Source organism: Mesorhizobium qingshengii, from assembly GCF_027563465.1.
GTDB lineage: Bacteria > Pseudomonadota > Alphaproteobacteria > Rhizobiales > Rhizobiaceae > Mesorhizobium > Mesorhizobium qingshengii_A.
On the sequence record NZ_JAPFQA010000008.1, the window covers coordinates 76,408 to 92,891 of the forward strand.

21 protein-coding genes are annotated in these 16,484 nt (G+C 58.3%); 6 read left to right on the forward strand and 15 right to left on the reverse strand.

The features are described 5' to 3' along the window. Positions 1–271: 271 nt before the first annotated feature. From OOJ09_RS18900 to OOJ09_RS18915, 4 genes are read right to left on the reverse strand one after another with little or no spacing between them, the layout of a single operon-like run. The gene (locus OOJ09_RS18900) at positions 272–1,735 is read right to left on the reverse strand and encodes a hypothetical protein (RefSeq protein ID WP_269906632.1); all 1,464 of its coding nucleotides are present in this window, start codon (positions 1,733–1,735) and stop codon (positions 272–274) included. Continuing rightward, positions 1,732–2,028, reverse strand: a complete 297-nt coding sequence (locus OOJ09_RS18905; RefSeq protein ID WP_269906633.1) for a hypothetical protein — start codon at positions 2,026–2,028, stop codon at positions 1,732–1,734. The genes OOJ09_RS18900 and OOJ09_RS18905 overlap by 4 nt, the downstream gene beginning before the upstream one ends. After that, positions 2,028–2,693 carry a hypothetical protein gene (locus OOJ09_RS18910; RefSeq protein ID WP_269906634.1) on the reverse strand — a complete coding sequence of 222 codons (666 nt, stop codon included), beginning with the start codon at positions 2,691–2,693 and terminating at the stop codon, positions 2,028–2,030. The genes OOJ09_RS18905 and OOJ09_RS18910 overlap by 1 nt, the downstream gene beginning before the upstream one ends. Beyond that, complete coding sequence (locus tag OOJ09_RS18915; RefSeq protein WP_269906635.1) at positions 2,690–4,570, reverse strand: hypothetical protein; 1,881 nt, start codon at positions 4,568–4,570, stop codon at positions 2,690–2,692. The genes OOJ09_RS18910 and OOJ09_RS18915 overlap by 4 nt, the downstream gene beginning before the upstream one ends. A 139-nt stretch (positions 4,571–4,709) precedes the next feature. Between OOJ09_RS18915 and OOJ09_RS18920 the strand changes: the two genes are divergently transcribed. Then, positions 4,710–5,318 carry a hypothetical protein gene (locus OOJ09_RS18920; protein ID WP_269906636.1) on the forward strand — a complete coding sequence of 203 codons (609 nt, stop codon included), beginning with the start codon at positions 4,710–4,712 and terminating at the stop codon, positions 5,316–5,318. Positions 5,319–5,472: 154 nt separating this feature from the next. On the opposite strand, the gene OOJ09_RS18925 is transcribed toward OOJ09_RS18920, so the two are convergent. Together OOJ09_RS18925 and OOJ09_RS18930 are read right to left on the reverse strand one after the other, a co-directional pair. Continuing rightward, entirely contained in the window at positions 5,473–5,706 is a 234-nt protein-coding gene (locus tag OOJ09_RS18925; RefSeq protein WP_269906637.1) for a hypothetical protein, read from the reverse strand. Positions 5,707–5,951: 245 nt separating this feature from the next. After that, positions 5,952–6,287 (reverse strand): P27 family phage terminase small subunit, encoded by a 336-nt coding sequence (locus OOJ09_RS18930; RefSeq protein WP_269906638.1) that lies wholly within the window; start codon positions 6,285–6,287, stop codon positions 5,952–5,954. 235 nt (positions 6,288–6,522) lie between these two features. Here OOJ09_RS18930 and OOJ09_RS18935 point away from each other — a divergent pair, with 235 nt between their 5' ends. Further along, on the forward strand, positions 6,523–6,711 hold the full coding sequence (locus tag OOJ09_RS18935) for a hypothetical protein (protein ID WP_269906639.1): 189 nt from the start codon (positions 6,523–6,525) through the stop codon (positions 6,709–6,711). A gap of 5 nt (positions 6,712–6,716) precedes the next feature. Here OOJ09_RS18935 and OOJ09_RS18940 read toward each other — a convergent pair whose 3' ends face one another. The 9 genes from OOJ09_RS18940 to OOJ09_RS18980 form a co-directional block, all read right to left on the reverse strand. After that, entirely contained in the window at positions 6,717–7,226 is a 510-nt protein-coding gene (locus OOJ09_RS18940; protein WP_269906640.1) for an HK97 family phage prohead protease, read from the reverse strand. Further along, positions 7,216–7,404 (reverse strand): hypothetical protein, encoded by a 189-nt coding sequence (locus tag OOJ09_RS18945; RefSeq protein WP_269906641.1) that lies wholly within the window; start codon positions 7,402–7,404, stop codon positions 7,216–7,218. The genes OOJ09_RS18940 and OOJ09_RS18945 overlap by 11 nt, the downstream gene beginning before the upstream one ends. Beyond that, positions 7,394–7,987, reverse strand: coding sequence for a hypothetical protein (locus tag OOJ09_RS18950; RefSeq protein WP_269906642.1), 594 nt, complete (start codon positions 7,985–7,987; stop codon positions 7,394–7,396). Before OOJ09_RS18950 ends, OOJ09_RS18945 begins: the two co-directional genes overlap by 11 nt. 2 nt (positions 7,988–7,989) lie before the next feature. Beyond that, a complete protein-coding gene (locus OOJ09_RS18955) occupies positions 7,990–8,520 on the reverse strand; it encodes a hypothetical protein (RefSeq protein WP_269906643.1) in 531 nt (176 codons plus the stop codon). 253 nt (positions 8,521–8,773) lie between these two features. Next, the gene (locus OOJ09_RS18960) at positions 8,774–9,523 is read right to left on the reverse strand and encodes a hypothetical protein (protein WP_269906644.1); all 750 of its coding nucleotides are present in this window, start codon (positions 9,521–9,523) and stop codon (positions 8,774–8,776) included. Positions 9,524–9,775: 252 nt separating this feature from the next. Next, positions 9,776–9,919 (reverse strand): hypothetical protein, encoded by a 144-nt coding sequence (locus tag OOJ09_RS18965; RefSeq protein ID WP_269906645.1) that lies wholly within the window; start codon positions 9,917–9,919, stop codon positions 9,776–9,778. Positions 9,920–9,934: 15 nt separating this feature from the next. Beyond that, a complete protein-coding gene (locus OOJ09_RS18970; RefSeq protein ID WP_269906646.1) occupies positions 9,935–10,141 on the reverse strand; it encodes a hypothetical protein in 207 nt (68 codons plus the stop codon). Between the two features lie 256 nt (positions 10,142–10,397). Continuing rightward, positions 10,398–11,900 (reverse strand): DUF3987 domain-containing protein, encoded by a 1,503-nt coding sequence (locus OOJ09_RS18975; protein ID WP_269906647.1) that lies wholly within the window; start codon positions 11,898–11,900, stop codon positions 10,398–10,400. Between the two features lie 438 nt (positions 11,901–12,338). Next, on the reverse strand, positions 12,339–12,557 hold the full coding sequence (locus OOJ09_RS18980) for a DNA-binding protein (RefSeq protein WP_269906648.1): 219 nt from the start codon (positions 12,555–12,557) through the stop codon (positions 12,339–12,341). A 418-nt stretch (positions 12,558–12,975) separates the two neighbouring features. Between OOJ09_RS18980 and OOJ09_RS18985 the strand changes: the two genes are divergently transcribed. The 4 genes from OOJ09_RS18985 (at position 12,976) to rimO (ending at position 16,480) form a co-directional block, all read left to right on the forward strand. After that, on the forward strand, positions 12,976–13,665 hold the full coding sequence (locus tag OOJ09_RS18985) for a DUF2161 domain-containing phosphodiesterase (protein WP_269906649.1): 690 nt from the start codon (positions 12,976–12,978) through the stop codon (positions 13,663–13,665). Between the two features lie 100 nt (positions 13,666–13,765). Then, entirely contained in the window at positions 13,766–14,173 is a 408-nt protein-coding gene (locus OOJ09_RS18990) for a DUF930 domain-containing protein (protein WP_269906650.1), read from the forward strand. Positions 14,174–14,360: 187 nt separating this feature from the next. After that, positions 14,361–15,020, forward strand: coding sequence for a TerC family protein (locus tag OOJ09_RS18995; RefSeq protein WP_269906651.1), 660 nt, complete (start codon positions 14,361–14,363; stop codon positions 15,018–15,020). Between the two features lie 146 nt (positions 15,021–15,166). Further along, positions 15,167–16,480: a 30S ribosomal protein S12 methylthiotransferase RimO gene (gene rimO / locus OOJ09_RS19000; protein WP_269906652.1), complete on the forward strand. Its 1,314-nt coding sequence runs from the start codon at positions 15,167–15,169 to the stop codon at positions 16,478–16,480. Positions 16,481–16,484 lie beyond the last annotated feature (4 nt).

Sequence of the window (16,484 nt, forward strand, 5' to 3'; positions counted from 1 at the left end):
TCGATCGCTACGCTTCCCGCCGCTTGAGCACCGTTTCGTATATTCGGCCTTCGCGCGTTGGCGACGGCATATGTCGTTGCGGTCATCTCGGCAGCGCAGTTGCAGCACCAATTGGCGGATGTGAAAGCAGTCGTCAGCGTTACCGTAAGAATGCCGAGACCTGTATCTGTTATGCTCGCAACATTGAAACTTCCGGCATTCGTCGGAACTCCCCCAGAAACGGTAGCCTTGATCCAGAACCCCGAAAGGTCGTCTGATTTTAACTGACCCATTAGGAGTATACCCCACCAGTTGTAACTGAGCCTGCGGAACTGCCAGGAAGATATGTAACGCCACCAGCCGATGAAATCACCGAATTGGCCGCAACTTGGTACCTCTGACCGGTTGCGCTTCCGGTGAACGTATCAGCGTTGCATTGAATTATTGCAGCCATGTTTGCATAGGCAAATGTGTTGCTGAACGCCGGGGTTCCCGTTAACGTGATGGTACGTCCGGCTGCTTGGACAAATCCTCCGCTTTCATTCCACCAATGCCTGAATGCGGATCCTGAAATTGTGTAATTTCCTACACAGTTTACGATTGCCCCGCCAAAGCAAACAATATGAGAACCAGTTCCCGTCAGCGCGCCAAAATCCATTTGCCCGTAGTTGACGATTGAGCCGTTTGAAGCTTGGATTCCGTGGCCGCTATTCGCCGCAACGGACGCTAACTTCATCCCCTGTAGCGTGTAAACACCGAGAACACTCGGAGCATTAAAACATATGCCGGAACCATTTAGAAGTATATTTGATGGAGTGGTGGTGTCCCCAATAATCGTAATTCCGTTACCGGTTCCGCCTACATACGTTTTCAGAGTTACATTTTCTGTATATGTCCCTACGCGGACAGTGATCGTGACGGTATAGATTGACAGATCGAGAGCTGATGCAACGTTGATCGCGTTCTGTATGGTTAGGAATGCTCCGCCAGCAGTGTCGGCCAACCCGTTGTTGCTATCGCTGCCGTCTTTCCGCACGTAGTATGTGCGATTGGCAGTCAACACCTCTCTTAGTGATAGATTAGACTTTAGAGTTGCCTTCAGGTTCGCCCATGTCAGCTTTTTAATGACATATGATGCCGCACTATCGAACAGTGACACTTCGTCAGCATCAACAGGAGTAGTCTTTGCTGTTCCTGGCCGCGTTGCCGTCACAACCGGAATCGCCGGATTGGTATTATTAACCGTAACACCCGCGCCAGCCACCAGACTCGACACGCCGCCCGCAGCAACCGCGTTGGCAACCGCAAACGGGCCTTCCCAAGACGTGCCATTCCAGCGATAGAACGCGAACGCGACGCCAATCTCTGCGTGCAGAAACAGGTAGCCCTTGTCGCCCATGGTCAGGCTAAGCGCTGCGCGGTCAGTAAGGTTGCCGGACGCGTCAGGATGGATGCCGGCCAGGCTGAGCGTAACCAGAAGCCGCGAAACGGTTGTCTGGAGATCCACGACACTAGCTGCGTCCGAACTCTCACGAACAATGGCGTATGAGTATGTGCCGGTCGTTCCGGTCCATTTTACGGCACCGGTTAGGTGCGTATCGTCCGTAACGGATGCAATAGGCATAGGGTTGCCGGGCGCCTCGATGTTCAGCACGCCGCCAGTCACAAGGGCAACAGCCCAAGCCGTACCAGTGCCGACCACGGCAGCACTGCCGTTGGTGACCGACACTGTGCCGGTCGAATAAATCTGGGTCATTGAGTAACCTTGATGTGCGGGGCTATTGCGCCCATCGCCTCTTTGATCGCGTCGACAAGCGGCGATCTGTCATTGCGGTATTCGATTTGATAGGCGGCATCGGTAATGACATCACCAGCCCAAGGGCGGCCAAGCGCAATCGCGCCAGGGCCGTCAACGCGAAGGATTGCCTCAGACATTCCAGCGCACATGAACTGGCCGCCGAACATGTCAGACGTCCACGTTGTGCCATCGCCAATGACGATGGACGATCCGTTGCTGACCGTGATGGTGCCTTGGTTATGGATCGCCATTAGGCAGCCTCCCGCAGCACGCTAGCAGGGGCGATCTTATAGCCGACCACGTCCTCCGGCCAGGCATGCAGCCGCGTTGTGCGGGCGCCGCTAGCGTCGACAACGGTCAGGTCGACATGACCGCCGATGCCGTAGACTTCTGGCAGGCCTGGCTTGGTAGGGTTCGGTCCCGGTACTTTGCGCATCGCCTCGAAAAGCTGAACGCCGCAAGCCGCAAGGCCAGCCATGAGGTCCAAACCAACCAAATCGTCAGCGGCTGGAACTGGACCACCACCGAACGCCGGGCCGACGAAGTACGGGGTCCACGGTTCCAGTTCCGCATAAGCCTTTGCGGTCGAAAAATACAGCATGAGCGGGCCGCCAGTTTCGGAGATCCCGGCTATCAGGGCTTCGAATTGGTCGCTTCGTTCGAACTCCTGCATGCGCAGCATTAGCGCCGTTGCGCGGACTAGCAGGTCATCGACCGATGGAATTTCCCAGGCAAGAACCGTCTCGGCATAAGCCTGCAGCTCAAAGGACCCGCGGCCAACGATGGCCACCGGCAGATTCGGATGTCGCCAAACCTTCTCCATGATGGCGAGCAGCGTGCCGTCCGGATGGTAAAAAACACCGTCAGTGAGGATCTCGATCCGATCGTGAAATGCTACGGAGTAAAAGGCGCTCATGCTGCGCTCCTAAATTGTTTGTGATTGTCATTGTCGGCGCGCAGGCCAAGAGTGCCGACCGTACCAAGCACGGCGGTTCCACCGCCGCCCGCACTACTAGCCTGCATTATCGAGTCGATAAGATCGTTCTCAATTTTGGAAATGATCTTGTCGAGCGCATCTTCCGCCACCTTGCCAAAGTCCTGCCAATCCAGCTTTCCGTCATCCAATGCGCCGCGAAGGTCATCAAAGACACCCTGCAAGACGTCGCGCTGGAGTTGTTGCGCCTCTTGGGCCTTCTTCAGCTGGTCAGCCTGTTCAGCGTAGGCTGCTGAGACGTCGTTGATAGCCTTGACCTGTGCTGGTGAAAGCTGCGCATTCTGCCAGTCGACGTCGCCCTTCTTGCGAGCCTCCTCACGGACCTGCTTCAGCGCCGTCTGTTCCAGCTGCAGTGCAATCTGGCGCTGTTGTTGTTCCTTGTACGAGAGGCCCATTGCGGCCACTTCTTCCATCAACGCAGCGCCGCGATCTTTGATGGCTTGTAGGTCACCCTCGAACTGATCTGCGGCGGTTTTCTTGGGTGCGGAAGTGTGTGGGGCATGAACCTTTTTGGGGGTGTTTGGATCCACGCCGCTGTCGTTGTCGTGTCCGAACCGACGCCACAGATTCAGTTGATCATCAAAAGACCCCTGAGCCCTATCTAGCGACCCCTTACCGCCAATGGCGTCGCCCCTGGCGCCTTCGCCTTCGCCTAGCCGCGACATACCGGCCAGCATCTCTTTCAAGGCGCCGACTGCGCCTTGCGCATTCTGTGCGGCCTCTTCGATGTTCGCCAACTGCGCGGCAATGTGCGCCGTATCAATCTGTTGCTGCGTTAGCTGCCCCAGCGCAACGCTCAAGTTGTCCAACTCTTCGCGTCCGCTCGCGGCCTTTTCGATCACGCCCGAGATTTGGTCGGCAACAGGCCGCAGCCGGCCAGGATCCGTAGCCGCTATCTGGTCTAGCGACTGCTGGAAAGCATCAAAGTCTGGCTTGCCGGCCTTGATTTGATCGCGCAGCTTGTCGATAGGCTCGGCGAAGGCGGCAAACTTCGCTTTCACGGCATTGAGGTCATTATCCCCCAAAAGGCCCATCTGCTGAAGCAGTCCAAAACCACTGAAGCCGCCGCTATCTGAGAGACCTGCTTTAGCGGCCTTCTCTGCAGCGGCAACCGACTCACGTAGGGCAGCCTCTGCGCGCCGTTGGGCCGATTCAAGCGACGAAACAGACCGGCGGGCATAATCTTCTGCACCGTCACCAGCTATGCCGTAAGCTTCCCGCAGGGCCTTAATCGTCTTGGCGTGTTCCGCCAGAGCATCATCGATGCTCTTAACCGTTTTGCCACCAATCATCTCATAGGCGACAAAGGCGACGCCCGCCGCAGCCACAGCAGCCGTAACCCATGGAAACTTGGTCACAATGCCAAGCGCCATATCGCCAACGCCCTTAAGCGCAGCGGTAATGCCGCCAGGCTGCGAGGCAACGTAGGACAGATGCGATAACTGCCCGGTCAGCGCCTGCGCTGGCGGCACGCCAAGCGCAAGCTGCTCACCAACCGAACGGATGGAGTGCAGCATGGCCTGCATAGAGGTGCTTACGCCCTCTGCTGCGTGGCCTGTGTCGGCCAGAGCACCCTTCCACTCCTTGACCTTGGAGGCCACCGGAATGCCCATCATAGCGTTAATGCGCTTCTGCACTGGTGTCATCGACGCGTCGATGGCCTTACCCATCCCGTCGAATTGCTTTTGGATGCCGCTTGTCGCGGTGCCGATGTCGGTTCCGAGTTGCTTAAGCTGCCTTTTGACAGCCGTAAGGTCGGTGCTTATCGAAATTAGCAGGTCGTCGTTACTAGCTGCCATGGGCGCACCCACGGCTATGCGTTCGCGCCGAGGCGCGTTTGGTGGTGGTCATTTTGTTGGGGTTTCCCAATGAAAAGGCTGTCTCGGTGGGCGGCTTGGTGTACTTGACTAGTACGAACGCCACTCAGAGAGATGCAGGATGAAGGCAATTGCTGTTGATTTGGCCCAGAACAAATTGGCTCTAGCTCAGCAAGCCTTTGCTAGGCTGCAAACCGCCAACAGTTACGAGGCTGCAGAACAGGCGTGGGCTGATTTCCTAGTTGCAGTCGGGGCCGTATATTCAAAGTTGGAACAAGGCGCAAAGGGAGTCGGAAAGAGTGATGCGTGGTTTGGTCGCCAAAAGCACCAAAGGAAGAGAGATGCGCTACTAAGATATCTTCATTTTGCTCGAGATAGCGATGTTCACGGCATCGAACATATTACGCACAGAGATGTTCCTACGATCGACGGAAAACCGATAGTTTTTCGCCCGGAACATTTTGGCAAGGAAATCCCCCTGCAAATCCGGAAGGTTGACCCGGTCACGAACGCACCAGTGGGGGATCCATTGGACGGCACGCTTCGCGGCCCAAACATAGTTTTGCGAACGGTCACGAATCAGAAATTCGGAGATCGCTGCGACGTCCCAACTGAGCATCAAGGTCAGGCCATCGAAGTCCCCACACCCCAGCTTATCGCCGAACTCGGGATCAAGTACATGATTGCGATGGTTGCCGAGGCTCGGAGTCTTGTTGTTCAAGACACATAGCCAAATACACGCTAACCACCAATTCGCTCATTGGCTGGCCGAGCATATGCTCTCTTGCTGCATAAATCCCGGCGTCAATCATTGTGGCTGTAACTGCAATTTCTTCCGCCATATCTTTGTCATGTGTCGTCACGCGCCCTCCCTGGTCAATCCGTTATAAACCGACACGACGACGCCTCTTACCGGGCGGCCCAAACTCGCGTTCCGCAAAGATCGGGCGGTCTGGCGGGCGGAAACCGATGTGAAATTCAGCCATGTAGTCAAGCACGTCTTCGCCGATCCGGTGCCAAGTCTCTTCGGCCAGTTCGCGCGGCACATCGTGACGGTCCTCGACTACGCCCGCCTCGACAAGATCACTGAAGAAATCGAAGCCGCTCATCATGTACATCAACCACGCCTCAGCTTCGGCTGGCCTGGCTTTTGCCTTTCTGCGTCTTACGGGCATCGGCTGTCCTCCTCAACACCACGCCAGCAACGGATCGTAGCCAGCCGCCATGCATTCGGCCTCTAGACGAGCGCATTCCGCATCCTCTGCTGGCGTCGTATCTGTCCGCTGCCATAGTTCCCGAACACGTCTCAGCGCCTCAACAGGCATGCCATCTTTGCGCCTGTCATTTCTGCGGCGAACTGGCATTAGCGGCGGCCTCCATAATCACGTGTGCGGGCCATCCGCGGGGCATCCGGTGCGTCTACACCGAGCGCCAGTTCGCGCAGACCGCGGAAGAATGCCGTTCGGCTGTCTCGTTCAATGGCGACGCAAGGGTGAGCCTTGGGCGTACCGTATCGATCGACCACAGTAAGGCCGTCAGCTGCGATTTGCTCGCGCGCCTGCTCTGACCGGTCGAAGGCTTCGGCCGTTTTCACCAGCACTCGAAAGTCCTGAGACTCTAGTTCGAAGTCAGCCAGGATTCCGCGCAGCCATTTGCGCGTTTCGGGCCGAAGGTGGCCAGGAATCTTATGTTTTTCCATGTTTTGTTCCATTTCTAGCAGCCCAAAAGCCTTACGGCGCAAGGAGCAGCAGGTTCACCGAACTATTCGGGGCAATGCGCATCAACACTGTGGGGGCCGCCCGGTATGCGGAAACCGATTTTGGCGAGTCCTTCGACACCCCCCCCAAGGGCGTCATCGCCGCACGAGGCACAAACGTGATTTTGCGGTTGGCGGCAGATCGGTTACCCTACGGCAGCAACGAAGGGTGAACGAAATGAAGACATTACTCGCAGTAGTCGCCGCTCTTGGACTGTCCATGTCCGCCGCTTCAGCCGAATGCGCCTTCCACTCCAAGGCATCAGCGGCTGTCGACGCACAGACTAAGACAGCGAGCGTCGAGAAGGCTGACACCACAGCCGACACTCAGACGATCAAGAAAGAAGTGCCGCCAAAGACCGAATAAGCCTCTCACCTGATACCGCGTAGCCGGTGCGCCGCCTCAACCTTGCGACGGAGAGCGGCCGATGCGTTGCTCGCTGCGCGTACACTCGCATCGGTCGTTTCATAGGCCGGGAATGCTGTCAGCGTGATCTCGTATAGATCAATCTCGGTGACGGTGCGGAGCGGCAGTCTGTCGCCCCCGTCCTGCCACTCCTCAGCCAGAAACTGCCCGGCAAACGAGCAGCCTTTTACATCCTGTCGACGCACCGTACCGAGCGCCTCCTGGCCTGATGGCGTCGAGGTGTCAACGTCCAAGCTGAACCAGAGTCCTATGCGATCTTCTCTGAGCGTCAACGTGCCAGCACTCTGACGGCCGAGCACACGGCCGGTATCGTGGCCAATCAGGGCAACAATGTCATTGCGCTTTAGCGTTTCGGTGAATGCACCGGGCGCAATCTTCTCGCGAAAGGAATTGCCGATCGTTGTGACGTCACCGAAACGCACGGCATAACCGGAGATGGTGTTGCTATCGGCCAATTTTAGCCTCCGCTGCCTTCAGTTTTGCCTCGCGCTTGCCAAGGCTGGACTTCGCCCTAAGCTCCGCGGCGATGTCCTTAGGATCTTTCGAGTCGTAGCGGACCTTGCCGTCCGGCATCGTGATCTTTCGCGACCGCAACGTCCTGGCGCGGGAGGTGTCAGTACGTTCAAGCGTCATAACCGGCGTCCTTCGCTGCACGGAACCAACGGTGCACGTGGCCGTCTCGAGCATCGCCCAAAAAGTTCGGTTGAAGCGGCACGAGGCTTGTCCATGAAATCTCATTACGACTGAACTCATCGACCATTTCGTCATAGCCGGCTCGCGCGGCCTGAACCGCACGCAGAGCCTGGCCGAGCACCGCCACGCGACGCGCGTATTCCGGCCGGCAGGCCGCCGTGATCTTCAAGCTGGTCTTGCCGCGCTCAACGGAGATGCGTTCGCGCAGGACGTCGAGCGCGATATCAATGTCCTGAATTTGGCGGCTGATTTCTGAAATACGCTTCATCTGATGGGGCTTAGTGTCCTCATCATCCCCGAGCAGATTCGCAATTGCCGTGCGGAGGTACTTCGTAGTGTCAGCCTCGATTTCTTTGCGGAGTTTCCGTTCTTCCGCGGATAGTGCTGACCGAAGGTCCGTAATCTCGATCTTCTTCGCGATCAGCGCGGCGTAAGTTTCCGAGCTGTCCTCCAGCGTAGGCATGACGAAAGGCGGAGTCTGAACGACATCTGGCTTAGTTGCCCCTGATTTCTTCATAAGCATTTTCATTTCCCCTTAAATAGAACTGTGACGGCATCGGCGAAGGCCATGCCCGAGACGATGACCGACTTCCGATGGCCGGACTGCTGCCAATGGGCTGGGTTGGCACCAGGATCGACAAAGCGGCTAATCGTGCCGTCGGGCTGGTGGACGGCCAGTTCGTTCCAGTTGCTGACGAACTCCAGTTTCACCCTACGCACGTCGAGTGAGCCTTCGGCGGCCAGCTCAGAGAGCGAGTCCAGGTAGTTGCCGGCTGAGTACTGAAGGCTCGCGGGAAGCGCACTGATCGGCGTGCCGGCGGGCGTCAGTTCCCTGATCTTCGCAACGGTGTAAGCGACGGCACGCAACGGCACGTCGACTGCGCATCCGATTAGAAGGTCCACAACATTGCTGATGTCGAGCATCGGTGACTTAGCTGGAGCACCAGGCGGCAGGCGCCCGGCGTCGGTGAGCGAGCGCGCAACGGCGCGGACCCTGGGTTTGTCGAAGCCGACGCGTGCAGCAAGCACGTCCACGGCCTCCATTGTTGAAGGCATGATGAGTTTTCCTATTTCGAAATTGGTTAGTTCTTACGCAAAGGGGGTTGCAGCCTCCGACGAACCGAAGCTCAATCGAAGGCCGCTATTCCGGCGCTGCTCGGAATTGGTCCCGCTCTCTGCTCTTGCAGAATGAGCGGGCTGCGCGTGACGATGACGAGGCGTCAGGCGCAAATGGAAATGGACGCCGGAGCGCCCCACTCGTTGCTGTTGCCCTAAAGTGTTTTCGGGGCCACGATTTGGCACTCAGCCACTAAGCGGCCAGGATTCGGCGGGTGTCATTCGCCACTGCCAGTTTTGCCCACCTGCCTGCAGCAAGCAGTTCGGCACCTCCGCGTCGATCAGCATTGCCGCCCTTCGCCCCGAGAGCCTTGCCGACGTCAGCAACGTTGCCTCCGGCCAGGATGACTTCGATAACGGTGTCAATGTCGGCCGGTGGATTTGTCGCTTCCGCATTTGATGAGAGACGTACATCCCCGCGGCGTTTGCCCATCTTAAGCTGGCCGAGTCCACCTATGGCGCCAAGGAAGCTTGCGCCTTCCGCTATTTCCGGAGGATGGAAGCTGAAGCGGCAATGTGGGCTGAATTTGAAGTCTTTCCGCTGCGGCTTGATCGTGACTCCACGCGACACAGCATCCCAGTTACCAGTTCGTGCAGGCCCTGGTTCAGGATCACCAAGCCGCGGTTGGACAGACGGCAGCGCGATATAGGCATCCAGAGAACGCGGATCCGGGTTCTTGCCACGCGGCCTTCCGTCCTTACGGCTCCGGTCGACGTTCAACCCTGGTTCCGTCGGCAGATTATCGTTCGCGGCTTGCGGCAAGCGCTGTCTGGCCACCAACCACAGAGCCGCGGCGCCCTTGTCGTCATGCTTCTTTAGCCAGTTCCAGGCGGGCCTGCCGCCACGGTAGCGAATACGGACAGCGGCGCGCTTCTCCTCCGGATTTGCCTTCAGGAAGGCGTCAGTTTCGGCAAGGATTTCTTTTCGAGTGGTCTTGGTCATTGGGTGGTCATCCCATTCGAGAAACCGGCAAGGCCGGGCAGTCCGTTTCCGCAATGCGCGGGACGGTAGTTCTGATTAAATTAATCAAAATCCGGAATTAAATGTCCGAATGGGATGGCAGCGGGTGCATGCGAGACGGCCATTTCAGGACGGCAGACACCCCCTGCCCAAGTTTCGAATTTTGCGGATGCGAAACTTTTCTTTGGGCACCGGTCCTAAGCGGCTAGGATGTGGATCGCGACGCACCCCCCCCTATGCCGCCTCCTCCCGGTTGTCATTGGCGGCTTCTTGCATCAGCTTTCGAAACTCCGTCCAAGACATACGCCTGCCGCGGTAGGGCTTGGCGCTTTCTGAAACGGTGTTGTCGCTGGTCGATCGTTTCGTTTCGTCTGCCATTGGCGTCTCCCATCATTAGTCAACCCGCCGCACTGTCGGGAAATTGCTGGTGTACATCTGGCCGTCCTCGCCTTCGGTTATCACTACAAATCGGCCCTGGTCATACGATCCGTCGTGAATTACTCCCACGACCTGGCAGGGATACCAGTTGGTCTTGCCGCCCATTTGCTTTACTGGGTACTCTGCTTCGAATGCGGTGACAGGAATTACGTTGCTGCTCATGGAATGCTTTCATGGTGTTCTCCTCTGGTTGAATCTCGCCGTTGTTGCGTTGTGATTATGCTTTGCCCGCCGCCCTACGGCCATCATAAGGGATAAAGAACCGGATTCAGAAGCATGTTCACAACGTAACAACGACAAAAAATATATATAATATCATATTGATATTACTCAGTTATTCCCGTTTTGATGACATCACAACGGATAACAACGGTAACAACGAAAATGCCAATTTCGTTGTTACGTTTTTGCGCCGTTGTTAAGTCGTCACAACGGGATTCCAACGGAATTTCGAGCCGCGTCCAGGCTTTGCCCGGCTGGCAATGTCGGTGATTTCTCCCGACTCCAGCAGCCAGTGCAAAGCACCTTCCAATTCCCGCATGTCGGCCCCAGACACGCCTTTCCGCTGCATCAGATGGGCGAACGGCAAGGTCTCGGACGGAGCGGATCGCAACGCCTCAACAATAGCCTTGCGCAGTGCTTCGGCCGGCGATGCCGACATGTGGCGGGAAACTCCTTCCGTGATGAGCAGAATTGACTGGTGCACGATCGCCCATGCCCACTCGACGTCATCGACATTGAGGGACGGACTTGCAGGCTCCCTAGAAATGGCGCGGATGGTGGCTAGCCGGATAGTGTTTTCAGCCGCGCGGCCATTTATATTCCGCTGCACCTCTGACCAGGCGGCATGATGCTGCCACAGAAAGACTTCTGCCCACCGTTTGTAAGCCTCGCCTTCCTCGCCACCGTCGAACGTGACGGTGACTTTACCCATTCCCGCAAAGCCAGCTTTTGGGAATGCCGTGACGGCGCTGCGTAGTGCCTCAATCAGGGTAGCCGGTGGCTTTGCGTCACGGTGCAGCCGTGGAGGCAGTGGAGGTCCAGCCGGCGCCGTTGCAGTTATGAAGAGAAAGCGATTGAGAAAACCGTCCGATATCGACGCCTCGGACAGCCCTTGGTAAAGCGTGTCGCCTGTCGTCATGCCGAGCACGGTCAACGCCGGACCTTGGATCGGGCCGTCATCTTTCTTCGTATCCGACGATGCGTAAATCCGACCGTCGAATGATGAGTTCGCCTGGTCGTAAACGGCAAGCAGGAATTTCCGGATGCTGGCCGCTACGGCATTGCGGTGCTTGGCGTTGACGTCCTGTAGTGTGATGCCAAATTCGTCCATGACAATGACGGTTGACGTGTTCTTGCGCAGCATGCGTTCAATCGCGGCGTAAGACGTTGGATCGCCATTGGTCACTGCGCCAATGCCTCCCACCGCATCAGCAAGCCCACGGATAGCCTTGGGCGGGTGGCCCTTACCTCCTGCCGTTGCAAGCAGAGTTGTGAGGTAGACGTTGATGCCTGCCGATGTCGGGCCAAGGCATTTCTTGCCGAACAAACCCGCGATCAATGCAACGGAAGAAACGAGAGAAAGCTCTGGCGAGGCAATGATTGCCGTCGACGTGATCCACTTCGATATATCGCAGAGTAACCCACCAGCCGCTTCGGGGCGGAACGGATCCGGGTGCATTGCTGGCGCTGGAACGGAAGGCAGATTGTCATTGTCTGCCACAATCGGCTGTGCAGTTAATGCGAGAAAATTGGCAAGGATTCGCTTTTCGCCGACCTGTGCAAATTGCACTGTCAGTTTATCGCCATCGATGTCGGTGACAGTGCCATCGCCAAATTTCCCATGAGTGATGGTATGGCCGATGTAAAATTCGTGCTGTCGTTCAGGCTGCGGTGCGGCCTCAATGCTGGTGCTGGACAAGGGCGACTGCCTCCGCTGCGATAATGTCTGCAATAGCGATTGGAAAGGTGACGGCGGCGCCACCGTGATGCTGCGGCCCGTACACGCGCCAGCCAGCGCGCGCTTGGACGAGCTTCAGGTCATATAGTCGGATGCCATCATCCATCTCGACGTCGAAGCGTGCGCGCACAGCTCCGCCGCCCGGTGGCTCCGGTCGAAGTGACAATATTTTCAAGCTGGGAACTTCCCGTTCTAGAGTTTTGGCCGCGGTTGGATCCACGGATGGTTTTTATAGAGAGACGCGCCCGCGGCGCACGACCAGTGGGTTGCGACCGGACGGTGGCCGCGGTCGCGATAGGGGCTACCGGGCGCGTTGCGTCTTGCGCCAGGCCTGCACGGCGCGAACGGCCTCGAGTTCGGCGGCGAGTTCATGAAGGGACATTTCGCTGTATGGCTTGCTCATGCGGCCCTCGCTGTGTTCGCTGCCGCTTCTTTGGCGGCAATCGTCGCCAGAATTGAAGAGCGGCGCGCGGAGACAGTCCCACCCAGTTTAAAAGTAGGCAAGTCGCCTGCGTAAATCAGTTTATATGCTTGCCGCCGCGTGATGCCGAGCGCGCCAGCGATAGCAGCGGCACCCATAAGAAGGTCGCCAGGTGCGTTGTCGTTCGAATGGTCCATAGATCTCCCCTTGCCGAGCCGAAATGGCACGGAAATGCTCACGCCTTAGCGCGCTCCAAAAAAGCCGAATGTGAGGGCCGCCGTTCAATTTGGCGGGAAAAGCCAGTCGCCGCGACAAGCACGATCTTACCTAGCATATAAGAATCTCTTCCAATTTCAGCAAGGGTTGCCAAGAATTATTTTTTGTTTCCAGATGGGTGAACTGGAATCCTAGGGAGATACTCGGTCGGGTACTTGTCGGGGTATTTTTCTGTTGATAATAATAAATCGTATTGATATTTCAACGTGTTATGTCGTTTAAATCGGCGGACACTTCCTCCGCCAGTTCATGGTGTTTCCAATGCTGATCCAGCGGGCGCGCCGAAAGCCCCCGCACCGCCGGAAGGCTTTATCGCCCGAATCGGCTAAGCCTTGAGGCATGAACGAGACCTCACTTTATGTGCCGGTGAAGCGGTTCCTCGAAAGCCTCGACTTCGTCGTGAAAGGCGAGATCGGCGGCTGCGACATTGTTGCGTTGCGCGAGGGCGAGCCGCCGGTCGTCGTCATCTGCGAACTGAAGCTGCAGTTCAATCTCGAACTGGTGCTGCAAGGCGTCGATCGCGCGACGGTCTGCGACGAGGTGTGGCTGGCCGCGCGCATGTCGGTGCGGGGCAAGGGACGCGAGGGCGATGCCAGATTTCGCAATCTCTGCCGCCGGCTTGGCTTTGGCCTGCTTGGCGTGGCCGCGAATGATCGGGTCGAGGTGCTTCTCAGCCCGGTCGCGCTGTCGCCGCGCAAGAATGCGCGCCGCCGCTCTCGGCTGGTCGACGAACACCAGCGCCGCCGCGGCGATCCCGTCGCGGGAGGCGGGTCGCGCAATCCGATCATGACGGCCTACCGGCAAAACGCCCTCGCCTGTGCCGCCGCGATGGCCGACGGACCCAAACGCCCTCGTGACCTGAAGGTGCTGACGCCGATCGCGCCCAAGATCCTGCTGCACAATGTCTATGGCTGGTTCGTGCGCGTCGACCGTGGCCTCTACGACCTCACCGACGCCGGCCGCGCTTCGCTGGTTCGATGGCCGCAATTGCCTGACGCGGCAGAGCAGACGAACGTGTCGAACGGGTGAAAGAGGGCGCGTGTCCGATCGGGCTGTCGCCAATCACTTTCCGATCATCGATTTCTGATCGGTGCGGAATGCCCCGTCATGTTGATTTTTCCGACAAAACATGCTGCTTGTCCCGCCCATGAAGAAGCTCTGCATGACCGCCTTGGCGTCTGTGACGCTGAGTTTTCCGGCCAGCGCAATGGACAGTGCATTGCGTGCCGGCCTCATGAAACTCGATCCGCAAACCCGCCTTGAACAGCGTTGTGACGCCGAAGTGCTCGACCGGATCACTCACGACGATCGCAAATTCAAGGCTGATCGCGTCGTCGCCTACGCCTTCGCGACGCCCGAGATGGGCACGGATGCAATCAGGAGCCCAGGTGCCGCGTTCCGCAGCAAGGGGCAATGGTACCGGTTGAAGTTCAAGTGCCAGACGGGGCCGGACCATATGGAAGTCTTGCAACTCCGCTACCGGATCGGCGATGAGATTCCGGAAGCCGATTGGGCAAAGTACAATCTCTACGATTGATTTGTTCTCGGCCGTGGCGGCTTTTCCCGGCTGTCAGCGAGTGCCGCGGATCATTGGATCCGGCCTCGGAGGAACGTGGTTTGGTGACGCCGCCATGGGCGGAAGCCTTGACGTCAAGGGACCACCAAGTTAGGGCCCGTCTGAATAATCGACGAACACTCGGCAAACAGGCAAGGGCTTCCGGTCGATGGATATTTTCAGCGCTGCCAGCCTGACGGCCCTGCTCCAGGTCATCGCCATCGACCTCGTGCTCGCTGGCGACAATGCGATCGTCATCGGCCTTGCTGCCGCCGGCCTGCCGGCCGAACAACGCAAGAAGGCGATCCTCATCGGCGTTCTGGCGGCTACGGTGCTGCGCATCGGTTTTGCCGCGGTGACCATCAGGCTGCTGGCGGTCGTCGGCCTGCTGCTGGCCGGCGGTATCTTGCTTCTGTGGGTCTGCTGGAAGATGTACCGCGAGTTGCGCACGTCGCATGCCGATGAGCTGGAAGCGACCGAGGCGCTGTCGAATTCCGATCTCGACAACGACAAGGCGGTGGCCGGCAAGACCAGGCGCAAGACGCTCGGCCAGGCAGCATTGCAGATCGTCGTCGCCGACGTTTCGATGTCGCTCGACAATGTACTGGCTGTCGCGGGTGCCGCGCGCGATCATTTCCCGGTGCTGGTCATCGGCCTCGTGCTGTCGATCGCGCTGATGGGCCTGGCGGCAAGTTTCATGGCCAAGCTGCTGCACCGCCATCGCTGGATCGCCTATATCGGCCTGCTCATCATTCTCTATGTCGCGGTCGACATGGTCTATCGCGGGGCGATGGAAGTGTGGCCCCATGTCAGCAATGCGGTAAGCTGAAAAAGCCTGTCTCCAGATCGTGCGATCCGGCTTGAGGTTTCGTGCTCGATCGCCACGCTTCTGGCCATGGATGTCTTCCACCATACCAATGCCGCAATAAGTGTGGTACTGGCGCCGCCAATCCTGAAAAGTCCGGAAAACCCTATATGTCCGCTCCCCGCGTGAGTTTTGTCAGTCTTGGATGCCCGAAGGCCTTGGTGGATTCGGAGCGCATCATCACGCGCCTGCGCGCCGAAGGCTACGAGATCGCGCGCAAGCATGACGGCGCCGATCTCGTCGTGGTCAACACCTGCGGCTTTCTCGATTCCGCCCGTGACGAGTCGCTCAACGCCATTGGCTCCGCGCTTTCCGAAAATGGCAGGGTCATCGTCACCGGTTGCCTGGGCGCCGAGCCGGACGTAATCCGCGAGAAGCACCCCAACGTTCTCGCCATCACCGGCCCGCAGGCCTATGAGAGCGTGATGGCCGCCGTGCATGAAGCGGCGCCACCTTCGCATGATCCCTATGTCGATCTGCTGCCGCCGCAGGGCGTCAAGCTGACGCCGCGCCACTATGCCTATCTCAAGATTTCGGAAGGCTGCAACAACCGCTGCACCTTCTGCATCATACCGGCGCTGCGTGGCGATCTTGTCTCGAGGCCGGCGGCCGATGTGCTGCGCGAAGCCGAGAAACTGGCCAAGGCCGGCGTCAAGGAACTCCTGGTCATCTCGCAGGACACCAGCGCCTACGGGATCGACATCAAGTACCAGACCAGCATGTTCGGCGACCGCGAGGTCCGGGCGAAGTTCCTCGATCTGTCCGAGGAATTGGGCAAGCTCGGCATCTGGGTGCGCATGCACTATGTCTACCCCTACCCGCATGTCGCCGACGTCATCCCGCTGATGGCCGAAGGCAAGATCCTTCCCTATCTCGACATCCCGTTCCAGCACGCCTCGCCGCAGGTGCTGAAGAACATGCGCCGGCCCGCGCATGGCGAAAAGACGCTCGAGCGCATTCGCGGCTGGCGCGAGGTGTGTCCGGATCTTGCCATACGCTCGACCTTCATCGTCGGCTTCCCCGGCGAAACGGACGATGATTTCGAGATGCTGCTCGACTGGCTGGATGAAGCCAAGATCGACCGTGCCGGCTGCTTCAAATACGAGCCGGTCCGGGGCGCCCGCTCCAACGACCTGGGTCTCGAACAGGTCCCGCAGGAGATCAAGGAAGCGCGCTGGCACCGCTTCATGCAGCGCCAGCAGAAGATTTCGGCGACGCAGCTGGCCAAGAAGGTCGGCAAGCGTTTGCCGGTGCTCATCGACGAGGCGCACGGCACGTCGGCAAAAGGCCGCACCAAATACGACGCGCCCGAGATCGACGGGTCGGTCCACATCCAGTCGCGCCGTCCGCTGCGCGCTGGCGATATCGTCACCATCAAGATTGACCGCGCCGATGCCTACGATCTCTACGGATCGGCAGTCTGATTTC

Coding starts and splice junctions, on each gene's coding strand:
- OOJ09_RS18900 (WP_269906632.1), bottom strand. CDS start 1,735: ATGACCCAGATTTATTCGACCGGCACAGTGTCGGTCACCAACGGCAGT.
- OOJ09_RS18905 (WP_269906633.1), bottom strand. CDS start 2,028: ATGGCGATCCATAACCAAGGCACCATCACGGTCAGCAACGGATCGTCC.
- OOJ09_RS18910 (WP_269906634.1), bottom strand. CDS start 2,693: ATGAGCGCCTTTTACTCCGTAGCATTTCACGATCGGATCGAGATCCTC.
- OOJ09_RS18915 (WP_269906635.1), bottom strand. CDS start 4,570: ATGGCAGCTAGTAACGACGACCTGCTAATTTCGATAAGCACCGACCTT.
- OOJ09_RS18920 (WP_269906636.1), top strand. CDS start 4,710: ATGAAGGCAATTGCTGTTGATTTGGCCCAGAACAAATTGGCTCTAGCT.
- OOJ09_RS18925 (WP_269906637.1), bottom strand. CDS start 5,706: ATGTACATGATGAGCGGCTTCGATTTCTTCAGTGATCTTGTCGAGGCG.
- OOJ09_RS18930 (WP_269906638.1), bottom strand. CDS start 6,287: ATGGAAAAACATAAGATTCCTGGCCACCTTCGGCCCGAAACGCGCAAA.
- OOJ09_RS18935 (WP_269906639.1), top strand. CDS start 6,523: ATGAAGACATTACTCGCAGTAGTCGCCGCTCTTGGACTGTCCATGTCC.
- OOJ09_RS18945 (WP_269906641.1), bottom strand. CDS start 7,404: ATGACGCTTGAACGTACTGACACCTCCCGCGCCAGGACGTTGCGGTCG.
- OOJ09_RS18950 (WP_269906642.1), bottom strand. CDS start 7,987: ATGCTTATGAAGAAATCAGGGGCAACTAAGCCAGATGTCGTTCAGACT.
- OOJ09_RS18955 (WP_269906643.1), bottom strand. CDS start 8,520: ATGCCTTCAACAATGGAGGCCGTGGACGTGCTTGCTGCACGCGTCGGC.
- OOJ09_RS18960 (WP_269906644.1), bottom strand. CDS start 9,523: ATGACCAAGACCACTCGAAAAGAAATCCTTGCCGAAACTGACGCCTTC.
- OOJ09_RS18965 (WP_269906645.1), bottom strand. CDS start 9,919: ATGGCAGACGAAACGAAACGATCGACCAGCGACAACACCGTTTCAGAA.
- OOJ09_RS18970 (WP_269906646.1), bottom strand. CDS start 10,141: ATGAGCAGCAACGTAATTCCTGTCACCGCATTCGAAGCAGAGTACCCA.
- OOJ09_RS18980 (WP_269906648.1), bottom strand. CDS start 12,557: ATGGACCATTCGAACGACAACGCACCTGGCGACCTTCTTATGGGTGCC.
- OOJ09_RS18985 (WP_269906649.1), top strand. CDS start 12,976: ATGAACGAGACCTCACTTTATGTGCCGGTGAAGCGGTTCCTCGAAAGC.
- OOJ09_RS18990 (WP_269906650.1), top strand. CDS start 13,766: ATGCTGCTTGTCCCGCCCATGAAGAAGCTCTGCATGACCGCCTTGGCG.
- OOJ09_RS18995 (WP_269906651.1), top strand. CDS start 14,361: ATGGATATTTTCAGCGCTGCCAGCCTGACGGCCCTGCTCCAGGTCATC.
- rimO (WP_269906652.1), top strand. CDS start 15,167: ATGTCCGCTCCCCGCGTGAGTTTTGTCAGTCTTGGATGCCCGAAGGCC.